Source organism: Bradyrhizobium yuanmingense (assembly GCF_029167105.1).
GTDB classification, from domain to species: Bacteria; Pseudomonadota; Alphaproteobacteria; order Rhizobiales; family Xanthobacteraceae; genus Bradyrhizobium; species Bradyrhizobium yuanmingense_A.
Map to the genome: position 1 here is coordinate 113,112 of NZ_JARFML010000010.1, position 13,409 is coordinate 126,520.

The following is a 13,409-nucleotide window of genomic DNA, read 5'->3' on the forward strand; positions in this document are numbered from 1 at the left end:
TCCTATGTGCGGTGCAAAGGTCGCGTCACGTTCCGAGTGAGCGTTGAAGAAAGTCGCGGATGATGACGGCTATCTCCCGATGGTGCGTCTCCAGTGCAAAGTGGCCCGCGTCGAGCAGGTGCACCTCGGCGTTAGGCAGGTCCCGCCTGTAGGCGAGCGCTCCTGCGGGAACGAACGCAGGATCGTGACGACCCCATGCCGCCAGGAGCGGCGGACGGTGTTCGCGAAAGTACGCCTGGAAGGTCGGGTAGAGCGCGACGTTGCTGCGATAGTCCAGGATGAGATCAAGCTGTATGTCCTCCGCGCCAGGACGCGCCATGTACGCGATGTCTAGCTCGTATCCGTCAGGGCCAAGCAGATCCGGATTCGCGCCTGTCCCATATTGCCAGCTTCGGACCGTCTCAGGCGACAGCGATGCGCGACAAGCCTCGCGATTTGCCTCGGTAGGCTCGCGCCAGTAGGCCTGCCACGCGCCCCATTCGTCACTAAAGCCCTCCTCGTAGGCGTTTCCGTTCTGAGAGATGATTGCGGTGATGCGATCCGGGTTCTTCATGGCGAGCCGCAGGCCGATCGGCGCTCCATAGTCGAATATGTAGGTGGCGAAACGGTCTAGCCCGATTGCATCGACGAACTCCTCGATCACTCCGGCCAGCGCGTCGAAGCTGTAGGTAAAGGAGCCGCGCTCGGGTGCCCGCGTCTGGCAGGTCGGGCGCAATGATGCGGTAACGGTCCGACAGCAGCGGAATCAAGTCCCGGAACATGTGGCTTGCCGTAGGGAAACCATGGAGTAACAGCAGGGCCGGGGCGTCGACGGGGCCGGATTCCCGATAGAAGACCTCGACAGCCCCGACCTGTTCGGTGCGATAGCGGACGCTCGACATCTGTCTGCCCTTTATGATTGTGGCGATGGTGCCGGCAAGCTGCACTTGGCCGACCAGGCGGCGCGGAGTCGAAGCTAGGCGAGCGCGCCCGCATCGGCGTTGAGGATCGTGCCGGTGATCACACTCGCGGCCGGGCTCGCAAGGAAAACGACCGCATTGGCGATCTCGCGCGGCTCAGCGTAGCGCCCGAGCGACGTCATGCCCCGCTGGAAGTCGGCCGCGTCGCCGTTCGCGGGATTCGCATCAGTGTCGGTCGAGCCGGGCTGCACCAGGTTGACAGTGATGCCGCTCGGCCCAAGCTCGCGCGACAGGCCTCGGGTGAACGAGGTGAGCGCCGCCTTCGAAACCGCGTAGGCCGTCACGCCCGGAAACGGAACGCGCTCGGCGAGACCGGAGCCGATGGTGACGATGCGGCCCCCTGCGCGAAGGTGCGGAATGACAGCCTTCGCGAACAGCATCGGCGCGCGGACGTTCACGTCCATCAGCTTCTGGTACTGGCCGAGGTCCAGCTCGGTCATAGGTCCATAATAGCCGATCCCCGCGCTGTTGATGAGTATGTCGATGCCGCCAAGCTCGGCCACGGCCTCGTCGACCGCGCGCGTGATCGCCTCGGGATCGGCGCTGTCGGCCTGGATGGTAACGGCACGACGCCCGGTCGCCTTGATCGACGCAGCTATTGCCTGGGCCTTCTCGGCGGAGTTCTGATACGTGAACGCGACGTCGGCGCCGTTTTCAGCGAGCGCCAGCGCGATCGCGGCACCGATTCCCCGCGAACCACCGGCCACGAGGGCTCGCTTTCCACTCAGATCGATCATTCTCTTTTCCTTTCTGCCATCCCTGAAATCGGCCGTTCCAGCCGGAGCGCGTGAAGCAGCGACGGGATCACATGCTCGGCATATCTTGGGGAGGCGGGTTCGCCGTGCTTAGTGGCGAAACCTGCTGAGCTGTGTTGCAGGGAATGGAACGCCGAGATCGGATACTTGAGGACGGCGGGTGATCGCGACCTGATACCGCTGCTTCGGCGGAACGGGGAATTTCAATGTGCCTTCGCATCGGACCCGACGGCGACCCGGCTTAGGGCGGGTTTCTGGTCCAGAATCTCGATCAGGCGCGCAGCAGCTTCGCAGGACTCCAAAGCCTTCGCGCCCAGCTCTTCGTTACTCTTGGAATATTCTGCAAGCCGCCTGCTATACAGCTCGCGCTGCTCAGGGTCCATGTTCTTAGCGGCGCTCATCAGAGCATCTGAAGTCGTCGATACATCACCGCCTTGGATGCGGCCCATCGATACCGTCGTGACGTGCACGCCGAACGGCTTGAGGTCGGCCCGGTAAGCGGACACGAGCGCCTCGAGCGCCGCGTTAGACGCTGCCGCAAGCCCACAAAAGGTATCTGGGGTACTGTTACTCGCGTCGATGATCTGGACGATCTGGCCGCGCGATCGGCGAAGCGCCGGCAGAAAGGCGTTGATGATGCTCATCGCACCAAGGACGTTCTCCTCAAGAGCATGCCGTGCCGTATCGATGGAGATCGTTTCGAGCGGGCTCGGGGGGATAACGTGAGAATTGTTGATGAGGAGGTCGAGCCCGGCCCCATCGAGCGCGTCCGACACGCCTTCCGCCCAAATTTTGCCTTTGGTGAATTTGGTGACATCGCTCACCGCGAGGCTGACGCGCCCGCCAGACGCAGTTCTGAGCTCCTCCACCTCAGCAGCAGACACTGCAGTTCCGAAGACGATACAGCCTCGGGCGGCGTAGCCCAACGCGAGCTCGCGTCCGAGACCGGTGCCGGCTCCGGTGATCACGACCGAATACCGGCGACGTCGGGGGCGGGATGCCATAACGACCCTCCTGGATTGCTGCGCAGCCTTCAAACGATGCTCCTGGCGAGGGAGCGACTTCATTGCCTAGGAGCTCGATCGAGTGCTGATCCCAGGGAGTCCTGGAGGCGATACTCGTTTGGAAAGTGATACGTGAAAGCCTGCCCAGGACTGCACTTGCCTCGTGGATCTTGGCCGGAACTGTCGTCGGACCACCTACGCCAGTCGCGAAATCGAGGGGGAGGGCGGCGAAGCTGTCGATGCCAACTTCCATTTTGGGTCTTTCGAGGCGCAGGAGGGATCAGGTGGCGGCTCGGCTGAGCCGGCGTCTCGTGGCGCCTGACGCTTACGTTCCAGAGGATTGAACATGGAGATGCCGCAGGACGGCTTCACCTCGTCCTGGAGCCCGTCCCAGTGCTCCTCGAGTGGGCATCACCCGAAACTCGGGGTAAGTGACGTCCATCTCCTGTCGATGGGGAAGCTCAATCGATATCTTCACACTCCCTACGCAGCGAGGGGCACCTTTGGGCCGCCGCTTTCTGCGGCGGGGCAGAGAGCGGGTCGCGCCACGGGGCGCATCCCGCGTCCCCCTTCATTCCGATCAGACGCCTGCCGACTGTTCGTTGGGCACTGGTGTGTTCAGCAGCTGCTGCTCCCACAGGTAGGCGACGCCGCTGCCGCCAACATGATCGATCATGACCTGCGTCAGCGGGCCGGCCGTCTTGAGACGCGCCCAGTCGCGCTGCCATTCGGCTGCGAGGGCCAACCAGGTCATCATGTTGATGCCGGCCCCGATCATGCGCTGAATGGCGACCTCGTGGGCCTCAACCGACGTACCTCCTGATGCGTCGGTGATCACTGTCACATCCCAACCTTCGCCCGCAGCTTGGATCGCCGGCATCGCGACGCAGACTTCTGTCCAAAGGCCGGCGATGATCAGCTGCTTACGTCCGGTCGCTTTCACAGCATCTACGACGGCCTTGTCTTCCCAGGTATTGATGAAGGTGCGGTCGATCACCTTCTGGTCCGGGAAGACGTCGGTGACATGTTTGAAGATCAGTCCGCCCCGCCCCGCAATGACGCTCGTCAGGATCGTCGGGACGCCGAAGACCTTGGCGGCCTTGGCTAGTGCAGTTGTGTTGTTAACTACTGCCTGAGGATCATGGCTGTTCAGGTTGGCGAGCTGGTAGGGCTGATGGTCGATCAGGACCAACACCGAATCCTCCGGTCTAAGGAGGGAACCGAGACCTTGGCGAAAACTCATGGCAATTCCTTTCCTGCAGAAGCGCTCATTTGACGCGATTGCAGCGCACCGCGCATGTTCGAATGCCATTGCATTTCTGGTGCGTATAGCTTCAAGAAGTGTTGTGCTGAGTTGCGGATCGGGGAACGCGAGTGGATATCGAGGAACTGCGGACATTTGTTGAGGTCGCCGATGCGGGAAGCGTCACGGCAGCTGCGCTTCGCCTTGGCGTTTCCAAGTCAATCATCAGTCGGCGGTTAGCTAGGCTAGAGGCCGACCTGGGTATCCAATTGCTCGCACGAACCACACGTGGCGCTGGCCTGACCGAAGCTGGGATAACGTTTCGCGAACACGCCGCGAAAATCTGCGCAGAGATCGACATTGCTCGAGAAACGATCCTGCCAGCGGGCAAACTACGCGGCAACTTACGGATCGCCGCTCCGCTGACTTTCGGTCCGACACACTTCGCGCCGGTGATAGCCGAACTGGCGCGCCTGAATCCTGAGCTGCAGGTTCGCGCCAGCTACACGGACCGATTCGTTGATCTGATAGCGGAAGGATTTGATTGCGCCATCAGGATCGGTCACCTCGCCGACTCAAACCTGCTCGCCAGGAAAGTCGGTTACACGCCAGCCGTATACGTGGCGACGCCTGAATACATCGAGCGTCATGGTGCTCCAGAAACCCCGGAAGAATTCGAAACTCACGACGTTGTCATGCAAGGGACTGAGACCTGGCTGGCACTCGATGGCGACAAGCTGATCACACTGAGGCCGAAAGGACGCTTTAAAGCAGACAACGCCGTCGCTCTCGTCGCCGCTGCTCTTGCGGGCATCGGGCTTGCAGGTATTCCGAAGGAACTTATCATCGAGCATCTTGAGTCCGGTGCGTTGGTCCCGGTGATGAAGCAGTACCCACCTCCAAGTTTGGGCATCTACGTGGTACGGCCGGCCGGCCAACATCCAGCCCGAAAGGTGCGGGCGCTGACTGAAATGATGGTTGAATGCTGCGAAGGCCTCTGCAGAGGAATCATGCTGCGGGAAGCTCAACGGGCGCGGTAGCAAGCGAACAAATCGGTTCGTGTTGCACAAACTGCGATGGGTCTCCTTCAGGAAGCCTACGCCGACTAGTCAGCGTTGCGCCCTCCTCGCTATCTTCCGCCAGAGATTGCCGTCGATGCGCGGGAGGATGGGGACATTGAAGCTCTTCACTAGACGCTCGAATCTTGGATTACGCCGTAAGATGGACGGAACACACTCTCATGTCGCTTCGAGAGGCGACGGAGGCTGTTTCACGATTCACGTTTCATGATAAACGACGTCCATGGAGGTCGCTTGTAGTTGAGGGTGCTCCGGTGCTCGCACCGGGAGCCTTAAAGGCCATTCAAACTTGCTGATGATGCCTGCAAAACGTCTAGATCACGCAAAAGAATCGTCAGGGTATTGCGCTCAGCTAGGCATTACGCATGCGTGCGCAATGCCAGCGTGCTGTAGTTCGCCAAACCGTTGCGCTTGGGGATGGAGTCTTCCCGCTGTCGCCTTAGTCCGCCACCGCCGTCGGCACCGGCAGCGCGGTGATCGACTTGATCTTCTCCATCGCGAAGCGCGAGGTCACGTTTTTGAGCGGCACGGCGTGGATCAGCTTCTTGTAGAACACGTCGTAGCTCGGCATGTCCGGAATGACGACGCGCAGCATGTAGTCGACGTCGCCGGCCATGCGGTAGAACTCCATCACCTCGGGCATGGCGCTGACCGCCGCGGCGAAGCGCTTCAGCCAGGCATCGGAATGATCGGAGCTTTCCACCGAGACGAACACCGAAAGGCCGAGGCCGATCTTGTTCTGGTCGACGAGCGCGACGCGCTTCAGGATCACGCCGTCTGCCTCGAGGCGCTGGATACGCTTCCAGCAGGGCGTGGAGGACAGGCCGACCCGGTCGCCGATTTCGGCCACCGAGAGCGAGGCGTCCTCCTGAAGCACCGTCAGGATCTTGCGGTCGATGGCGTCGAGGCGCCGGCCGGTCTCGGCGAACTGCAGCGCAGCGTCGGACATTGTCTGATTACCTTTGTGTCAGCGGAAGCTGGGGGCCGGCGCTTGGGCGGGTTGTCAGCCGTGAGGCCCGAACAGGAAGATTTCGTAAAGATCGTCCAAGCGGTCGCTGCGGTCATCGTTCGGGCCGCCCGTCTGCGGTCGCAGTGAGCGCCGGAACCATTCACGTGCCTGTTCGAACCAGCTGGCGAAGCTTGAATGCAGCGAGATGACGTAGCTCATGTTCACTCCGGACAACATTGTAGGGCGAGAACACGACAAAGCTAACACGAGCGGTAACATGTTGAACATCGCCAGCCGTTGGCCACGTTCAGTTTGGTTGGATCGTACTGATAGTGTCATCTGTTCGAGCACAAAATTCCATAGTGCCGTTTCGCAAGGAACATTTTTCATGCGGTGGGGGGAGTGCGGAGGCGTCAGATCATTCGTTCGCGAGTAGCGCGAGCACGTCGGCGTGCTGCAGACGCGGGGTAGAGCCGGCGTTCAGCGGTCTACGGCAGGAGTCCGGCGCCATCGGCAGCATGGGCAGGCCCATGCTGCCGAACGATGCATACATCAGGCTCCGGTCGGCGCGCTCATGCAGGTGCGCCCCCGTCATCACGCCGAGCACGAACAGGAACGCGATCAGCAGCACCAGCGGCAGGATCAAGGCTTCATGCCAGCCGACGCGATCGGTCACCGCTCGCGCGTCGGCCGCCCGCTCAGCGGGAGAACGAACACCCGTCCATTCCAGTGTGAACTCGAACATGCTGACGCACCGTCTCACTGTTGTTCCGCGATCCCCTCACTTCATGTAGTCGGGCAGGGTGAACCCGTCATAGAAGCGGTCGGCCAAGATCGCCGTCTTGAACGTCGGCGATTTGTAAGCGGCGACGATGTCCTGTGCCCATTCGGCATTGGCATTGGCCTTCTTCACGGCGAGCACGTTGATGTAGGGAGTCGTCATCTTCTCCAGCGCAAAGGCATTGGTCAGCTTCAGACCGCTGAAGATCGCAAAATTGCCCTGGACAGCGGCGAAATCGACATCGTCGAGCGCCCGCGGCGCCTGCGCGGCCTCGAGCGGCACGATCTTGATGCCGCCCGGATTCTTGATGACATCGAGCTCGGTGACGTCGACCGGCTTGCTGTCGCGAATCTCGATCAGGCCGAGATCGCGCAGCACCCACAGCGCGCGCTGGAGGTTGACGGGATCGTTCGGCACCGCGACGCTGGAGCCCGGCTTGATCGGCGTGCCCAGCGGGTGCTTCTTCGAATAGAGGCCCATCGGGGGCGTCGGAACGTGGACGATGCCGACGAGATCGGTCTTCTGGCGCTCGTTGTAGGACTCGAGGAAGACCGTGTGCTGCATCACATTGGCATCGATCTCGGACTTGAACACCGCGTTGTTGGCTTCAAGGCCGGTCGAGAACTCGACATAGCGGATCTTGTAGCCTTTCTTCCTCAGCTCCGGCTCGACGCCGATCTTGAACTCGTCGATGTACGGTCCCGGCACGAAGCCAACCCGCAACTCGGGCTTGGTGGGCTGCTGCGCCATGGAGTTTCCGGCGGCGAGCGGGGAGAGAGCCAAAAGGCCGGAGAGGAGGAACAATGCGGTCTTCATGTCTTCTTACGGTTTCCAGTTTGGAGGGAGAGCGGTGTCAGGCGATCGCCTTGACCTGGTTGGAGTACATGCTGGCGGGGCGGGCGAGGCCGTAATGCTCGCGCAGCGTCGTGCCGGTGTAGTCCTCGCGGAACAAGCCGCGCTTGCGCAGGATCGGGACGACCTGCTCGGCAAAGACGTCGAAGCCGCCGGTCAGCCAGGGCGGCATCACGTTGAAGCCGTCCGCTGCGCCGCCCTCGAACCAGGTCTGGATGTTATCGGCGATCTTTTCCGGCGTGCCGGCGATGACCCAGTGGCCACGCGCGCCGGCGAGGCGCTGGACGAGTTGGCGGATCGTCGGTTTCTCGCGATCGACGATGTCGACAACGAGCTTGAAACGGCTGGCGACGCCGCGCGCACTGGCGGTGTCGATCAGATGGCGCGGCACGGGGCCGTCGAGATCGTAGCCGGTGAGATCGACGCCGATCATCTGTCGCAGCTGCGTCAGGGAATATTCCGGCTGGATCAGCTCGTTGAACTCGTCCTGTAGACGGTCCGCCTCGGCTTGCGTGCTGCCGATGAAGGGGCTGATGCCGGGCAGGATCTTGATCTCGTCGGGGCCGCGATCGAAGGTGCGGGCCTGTCGCTTGATGTCGGCATAGAAGGCCTTGGCGGAGTCCAGCGTCTGGTGCGCGGTGAAGATGGCTTCCGCGAAGCGGGCGGCAAAGGCGCGGCCGTCGTCGGAGGAGCCGGCCTGCACATACACCGGCCGGCCCTGCGGCGTCCGCGAGATGTTCAGCGGGCCGCGAACCCGAAAATGCTTGCCGACATGGTCGAGCGTGTGGATCTTGCTGGTGTCGGCGAAGATGCCGGAAGCCGGATCGTTGACGAGCGCGTCGTCCTCCCAGCTGTCCCAGAGGCGCGAGATCACGTCGAGATATTCGCGGGCGCGCTCGTAGCGCTCGTGGTGAGGCGGGTGCTCAGGCAGGCCAAAATTCTGCGCGGCCTGCGGCGCGCTGGTCGTCACGATATTCCAGCCGGCGCGACCCTGGCTCAGATGGTCGAGCGAGGCGAACATGCGTGCGAGGTTGTAGGGCTCGGTATAAGTCGTCGATGCCGTCGCGATCAGGCCGATGCGCTTCGTCACTGCGGCGATCGCAGCCAGCCAGGTGATCGGCTCGAAGCGAAAGCGCTGGGCGTAACGGACGTTGTCGGCAAGAGCCGGCCCGTCGGCAAAGAAGATCGCGTCGAACTTGCTCGCCTCGGCGCGCTGCGCCAGCTCCTGATAAAAGGTAATGTCGAGAATGCGCTCCGCGGACGATCCCTTGTAGCGCCACGCGGCTTCGTGATGACCGCCGGGATAGATGAAGAGATTGAGAACAAGCTGCCGTGGGTTGCTCATGTCGAAATGTTCCTGGGTCGGCCTGCGCAAAATTTATGTCGGCGGTCACATCGTTGTCGATGGAATGGATTTGCGTTGTTGAGTTACGCGTGAGCATGAACTTGCGAGAAAACCTGAGAACTTAGATCGCGCGCCCTGCGCCCCCTGGTGTGTTCGAGATATGCATGTCCAGACCAGCGTCGCGGTTGGCGGCGATGCTGTGCTATCCAGCGAGTGCGGTTCTGCGTTTCGCTGCCGCTGATTTCGTGAATGCAACTATTCCCCGCGCCGTTCAAACTTTGGAAGCCATTTCCGAAAGCCTTGAGCTAGCATTCTCGGACTGACGAGACGCTGCATTGATGCAGCTGTTACTGAAATATCCCGCCAGACGTGATCGCCGCCAGAGCTGACGGCGATCACGCGAGAGGATCGATCGCAACATCACTGTCTTTCACTCCGCCGTTGCAGCAGCGATCGGCGCACGGCGGAGCCTTGTCCAATGGATCGCGATCTCGGGGAAGATGACATGACTGACGGAATCACCATCGACAACGTCATTTCGCGTTCGGATATCGTCAAACGATCGGCACGTATCGGTGCCGAAATCAGAAACATCAAGCTTTCCGGCGATTTGCCGGATCGGACGATTGCGGCGATCAACCAGGTGCTGCTCGAGCACAAGGTCATCTTCTTCCGTGACCAGAATCATCTCGACGATGTCGAGCAGGAGCGATTTGCCCATCGGCTCGGCAAGCTGGTGCCGCATCCGACGGTCGGCGCCACCAAGGGCACGGCCTCGATTCTTGAGCTCGACTCCGCGCGCGGAGGCGGGCGGGCCGACCAGTGGCACACTGACGTCACGTTCATCGACGCTTATCCGAAGATCTCGGTTCTGCGCGGCGTCGTGATCCCCGAGTTCGGCGGCGACACGATCTGGTCGAACACGGCTGCCGCCTATCTCGACCTGCCTGCTCCGTTGCGAAAGCTCGCCGACGAACTCTGGGCGGTGCACAGCAATGCCTATGACTATGCGGTCAAGACCCGCGCGAGCGAAGCCGACAGAAAACACTTCGACGAGGTATTCACCGGGACGGTCTATGAGACCGAGCATCCCGTCGTTCGCGTGCATCCCGAGACCGGCGAGCGCACGCTGGTGCTGGGCAACTTCGTCCAGCGCTTCGTTGGCCTGTCGAAATATGACGGCCAGAAGCTGTTCGACCTGTTCCAGTCGCACATCACGGCGCCGGAGAACACGGTTCGCTGGAGCTGGCGGCAGGGGGATGTCGTCGTCTGGGACAACCGCGCGACCCAGCATTACGCCGTCAATGATTACGGCGATCAGCATCGCGTCGTGCGGCGCGCGACCATTGACGGCGAGGTGCCGGTCAGCGTCCAGGGCGGGCTGAGCGTCACCCGGATCAAGTCGACCAAGCCGCAAGCAAAAGCCGCCTGAAGTAAGCTAGGGAGTGAATACAATGAGAATTGCTATCTCCGCTCTGCGCCGGCTGGTTGCCGGGCTCCGTGCACGAGGCCGGCAACTCGGCCTCGCGGCCCTCGGTCTGACGGGGCTCGTTGGCAGCGCCATGGCCGAGCCGCAGCTCGAGAAGAGCGAGATCCGTTACCAGGGCTGGGCCGGGCAGGTGACCTTCATCGAGCTCGCTGACGATCTCGGCTATCTCGCGCCGCTCAAGCTGAAATGGGTCGGCAACACCATCAGCGGACCGCAGGATATCCAGACCGTGGTCACCGGCGATATCGACATCGGCGGTGCGTTCTACGGCGCGATCATCAAGTTGATCGCCGCCAAGGCGCCGATCAAGGCGGTGGTCGGTTATTACGGCTCGGACGACAACACCTACAGCGGCTACTACGTGAAGGAGGATAGTCCGATCAAGACCGCGCGGGACCTGATCGGCAAGAAGGTCGCGGTCAATACGCTGGGAGCGCACCATGAATTCGTGCTGCGCGAGTACCTGGCTCGCAACGGCCTGACGCCGGCGGAGGCGAAGCAGGTGACGCTGGTTGCGATCCCGCCCGTCACCGGTGAGCAGGCGCTGCGGCAGGGGCAGGTCGAGCTTAGCACGCTCGGCGGCGTCCTGCGCGACAAGGCGCTCGAGCGCGGCGGCATTCGGCGGCTGTTTGCGGATACGGACGTCTTCGGGAACTTTACCGGAGGGGCCTATGTGCTGCGGGACAAGTTCATCAAGGACAATCCGAACACGTCCCGCAAGCTGATCGAGGGCGTGTCTCGTGCCATCGACTGGGCTCAGACAACGCCGCCGGAGGAGGTCCGTGCCCGCTTCGAGCGCGTCATCGCCGAGCGCAAGCGCAACGAGGACGCCACTCCGATCAAGTACTGGAGGAGCACGGGCGTCGCGACCAAGGGCGGCGTGATCGGCGATGCCGAGCTCCAGGTCTGGATCGACTGGCTGGTCAGGGATGGCCTCTTGAAGCAGGACCAGCTCAAGCCGTCGGATCTCTACACCAACGCGTTCAACTATTTCCGCCCGGGCAAGACCGCGGAGGCCAAATGACCACGGCCAAGATCCGCTTCGAGCACGTGCGCAAAGACTTCCTGGTCCGCAGCAAGGATGGCGGGCCGGCGCAGCGCTTCACCGCGCTCGACGACATCACGCTGGATGTTCGGACCGGCGAATTCCTGGCGCTGGTCGGGCCGAGCGGCTGCGGCAAGTCGACCTTGCTGGATCTGCTCGGCGGCCTGACGACACCGAGCAGCGGTCGCATCCTGCTCGATGGCAAGGTCATCGAGGGTCCGGCGCGCGACCGCGGCATCGTGTTCCAGCAATATGCGCTGTTTCCTTGGCGCACGGCTGCGCAAAATATCGAGTTCGGGCTCGACATTGCCGGCCTGAAGGCCAGGGAGCGACGGGCGAGGGCGCTGCACTATCTCGACCTGGTCGGGCTGTCCGGGTTTGCCGACCGCTATCCGCACGAGCTCTCCGGCGGCATGAAGCAGCGCGTCGCGATCGCCCGCAGCCTTGCCTACGATCCGGAGGTGCTGCTGATGGACGAGCCGTTTGCGGCGCTCGATGCGCAGACGCGGGAGACATTGCAGGGCGAGCTGTTGCGGATCTGGCGCCGCACGGGAAAGACCATCCTGTTCATTACGCACAGCATCGACGAAGCCGTGGTCCTTGGTCAGCGCGTGGCGGTGATGACCTCGCGTCCGGGTCGCATCAAGCAAGTCATCGATATTCCCGATGAGCTGCACAGCGAGACCGAGGATGTCCGTTCACTGCCCGGGTTCGGGCATGTCAGGCACGAAGTGTGGTCCTTGCTGCGCGACGAGGTCTTGAAGGCGCAAGGCTTCCCGGCCGCGGCATCGGATGGCGAGCGCTTGGCAAAGGCGAAGGAGCTCGCTCATGTCTAATCTGGAGATCCTGACGCTGCTGGAACTGGCCGAGGGCAGCCCGAAAGACCGGGCCAGGCAACGCGCCGGCGTAGTTGCCGCGGCGACGGGTAGCCTGGTGCGATGGCTCGGCGTCATCGGACAGCGATCCCTACTGTTGCTGCTGTTCCTGGCCCTCTGGGAAACGGCGCCGCGCCTCGGGCTGATCGATGTGACCTTCCTGCCGCCGTTCTCCGAGGTGCTCGCCGCGGGTTGGCAGCTTGCACAGTCGGGGGAGCTCTACGACCACGTCGGCGCAAGCCTGCTTCGGGCCCTGAGCGGTTTCCTGATCGCCATTGCCCTGTTCGTGCCGTTGGGTGTGTTGACGGGATGGTATGTCGGGCTGGGCAATCTCCTGAGCCAGATCATCGAGATCGCGCGCAATACGGCGCCGCTTGCGCTGCTGCCGGTCTTCATCCTGCTGCTCGGGATCGGCGAGCTCTCGAAGGTTACCATGGTGGTCTACAGCTGCGCCTGGCCGCTGCTGCTGAACACGATCGCTGCAGTCCGCCAGGTCGATCCGCTCCTGGTCAAGTCGGCACGGACGATGGGCGCAACGCCAAGCCAGCTGTTCCGGAAGGTGATCCTGCCGGCGTCGCTGCCGACCATCTTCGTCGGCATTCGCTTGGCAAGCGCCTCGGCGATGCTGGTCCTTGTCGCGTCCGAGATGGTCGGTGCGAAATCGGGGCTCGGCTATCTCATCATCAACAGCCAGTACAGCTTCCTGATCCCGCAGATGTATTTCGGCATCCTCGGCATCACCGTGATCGGTCTCACCTTCAACGCGATCCTGGAGGCACTGGAGCGTCGCCTGATGCGGTGGAAGGCGCCGGCTGGCTAGGGCGGACCCATAAACGCAGGGGCGTGATACGACGAACGCAGTGTCCGCTTCGCCCCTATAGCGGCCGAGGTCATGCGGCGGCGCAATATGTCGAGACGGGCCACAAGCTGACGTTCACTCGCCTTTCGCTCCTCTCAAGGGAGAGGCTCACTCCTTTCCTGTTCCTCGGAGCCCCCCTTTTGGTGGAGTCTCGTTTTGAAGTTAGGAAATGAG

13 protein-coding genes and 1 pseudogene are annotated in these 13,409 nt (G+C 62.2%); 5 read left to right on the forward strand and 9 right to left on the reverse strand.

Annotated elements, in window-relative coordinates:
* Window positions 1-25: 25 nt before the first annotated feature.
* From P0R31_RS15320 to P0R31_RS15335, 4 genes and pseudogenes are all read right to left on the reverse strand, one after another.
* Window positions 26-881 (reverse strand): annotated as a pseudogene (locus tag P0R31_RS15320) (alpha/beta fold hydrolase).
* A gap of 74 nt (window positions 882-955) precedes the next feature.
* Window positions 956-1,696, reverse strand: a complete 741-nt coding sequence (locus P0R31_RS15325) for an SDR family NAD(P)-dependent oxidoreductase (protein WP_275508789.1) — start codon at window positions 1,694-1,696, stop codon at window positions 956-958.
* 221 nt (window positions 1,697-1,917) lie between these two features.
* Window positions 1,918-2,718 carry an SDR family NAD(P)-dependent oxidoreductase gene (locus P0R31_RS15330; RefSeq protein ID WP_275508790.1) on the reverse strand — a complete coding sequence of 267 codons (801 nt, stop codon included), beginning with the start codon at window positions 2,716-2,718 and terminating at the stop codon, window positions 1,918-1,920.
* Between the two features lie 580 nt (window positions 2,719-3,298).
* A complete protein-coding gene (locus tag P0R31_RS15335; RefSeq protein ID WP_275508791.1) occupies window positions 3,299-3,961 on the reverse strand; it encodes a hydrolase in 663 nt (220 codons plus the stop codon).
* 131 nt (window positions 3,962-4,092) lie between these two features.
* Between P0R31_RS15335 and P0R31_RS15340 the strand changes: the two genes are divergently transcribed.
* Window positions 4,093-5,001 carry a LysR family transcriptional regulator gene (locus P0R31_RS15340; RefSeq protein WP_275508792.1) on the forward strand — a complete coding sequence of 303 codons (909 nt, stop codon included), beginning with the start codon at window positions 4,093-4,095 and terminating at the stop codon, window positions 4,999-5,001.
* A 478-nt stretch (window positions 5,002-5,479) separates the two neighbouring features.
* Here the strand turns inward: P0R31_RS15340 and P0R31_RS15345 are convergent, their stop codons facing one another.
* The 5 genes from P0R31_RS15345 to P0R31_RS15365 all read right to left on the reverse strand — a co-directional run bounded on the left by P0R31_RS15345 (window position 5,480) and on the right by P0R31_RS15365 (window position 8,967).
* Window positions 5,480-5,989, reverse strand: a complete 510-nt coding sequence (locus P0R31_RS15345; RefSeq protein WP_275508793.1) for an Lrp/AsnC family transcriptional regulator — start codon at window positions 5,987-5,989, stop codon at window positions 5,480-5,482.
* Window positions 5,990-6,043: 54 nt separating this feature from the next.
* On the reverse strand, window positions 6,044-6,208 hold the full coding sequence (locus tag P0R31_RS15350) for a hypothetical protein (RefSeq protein ID WP_275508794.1): 165 nt from the start codon (window positions 6,206-6,208) through the stop codon (window positions 6,044-6,046).
* A gap of 199 nt (window positions 6,209-6,407) precedes the next feature.
* Window positions 6,408-6,734 (reverse strand): hypothetical protein, encoded by a 327-nt coding sequence (locus tag P0R31_RS15355; protein WP_275508795.1) that lies wholly within the window; start codon window positions 6,732-6,734, stop codon window positions 6,408-6,410.
* Window positions 6,735-6,770: 36 nt separating this feature from the next.
* Window positions 6,771-7,586, reverse strand: a complete 816-nt coding sequence (locus P0R31_RS15360) for a MetQ/NlpA family ABC transporter substrate-binding protein (protein WP_275514762.1) — start codon at window positions 7,584-7,586, stop codon at window positions 6,771-6,773.
* Between the two features lie 37 nt (window positions 7,587-7,623).
* Complete coding sequence (locus P0R31_RS15365; protein WP_275508797.1) at window positions 7,624-8,967, reverse strand: LLM class flavin-dependent oxidoreductase; 1,344 nt, start codon at window positions 8,965-8,967, stop codon at window positions 7,624-7,626.
* A gap of 505 nt (window positions 8,968-9,472) precedes the next feature.
* On the opposite strand from P0R31_RS15365, the gene P0R31_RS15370 reads away from it, so the two are divergent.
* The 4 genes from P0R31_RS15370 to P0R31_RS15385 are packed head-to-tail and all read left to right on the forward strand — an operon-like array spanning window position 9,473 to window position 13,196.
* The gene (locus P0R31_RS15370; protein WP_275508798.1) at window positions 9,473-10,399 is read left to right on the forward strand and encodes a TauD/TfdA dioxygenase family protein; all 927 of its coding nucleotides are present in this window, start codon (window positions 9,473-9,475) and stop codon (window positions 10,397-10,399) included.
* 22 nt (window positions 10,400-10,421) lie between these two features.
* Complete coding sequence (locus P0R31_RS15375) at window positions 10,422-11,480, forward strand: ABC transporter substrate-binding protein (protein ID WP_275508799.1); 1,059 nt, start codon at window positions 10,422-10,424, stop codon at window positions 11,478-11,480.
* Window positions 11,477-12,337: an ABC transporter ATP-binding protein gene (locus P0R31_RS15380; RefSeq protein ID WP_275508800.1), complete on the forward strand. Its 861-nt coding sequence runs from the start codon at window positions 11,477-11,479 to the stop codon at window positions 12,335-12,337. Before P0R31_RS15375 ends, P0R31_RS15380 begins: the two co-directional genes overlap by 4 nt.
* Window positions 12,330-13,196: an ABC transporter permease gene (locus tag P0R31_RS15385; RefSeq protein WP_275496840.1), complete on the forward strand. Its 867-nt coding sequence runs from the start codon at window positions 12,330-12,332 to the stop codon at window positions 13,194-13,196. Before P0R31_RS15380 ends, P0R31_RS15385 begins: the two co-directional genes overlap by 8 nt.
* The last annotated feature ends 213 nt before the right edge of the window (window positions 13,197-13,409 follow it).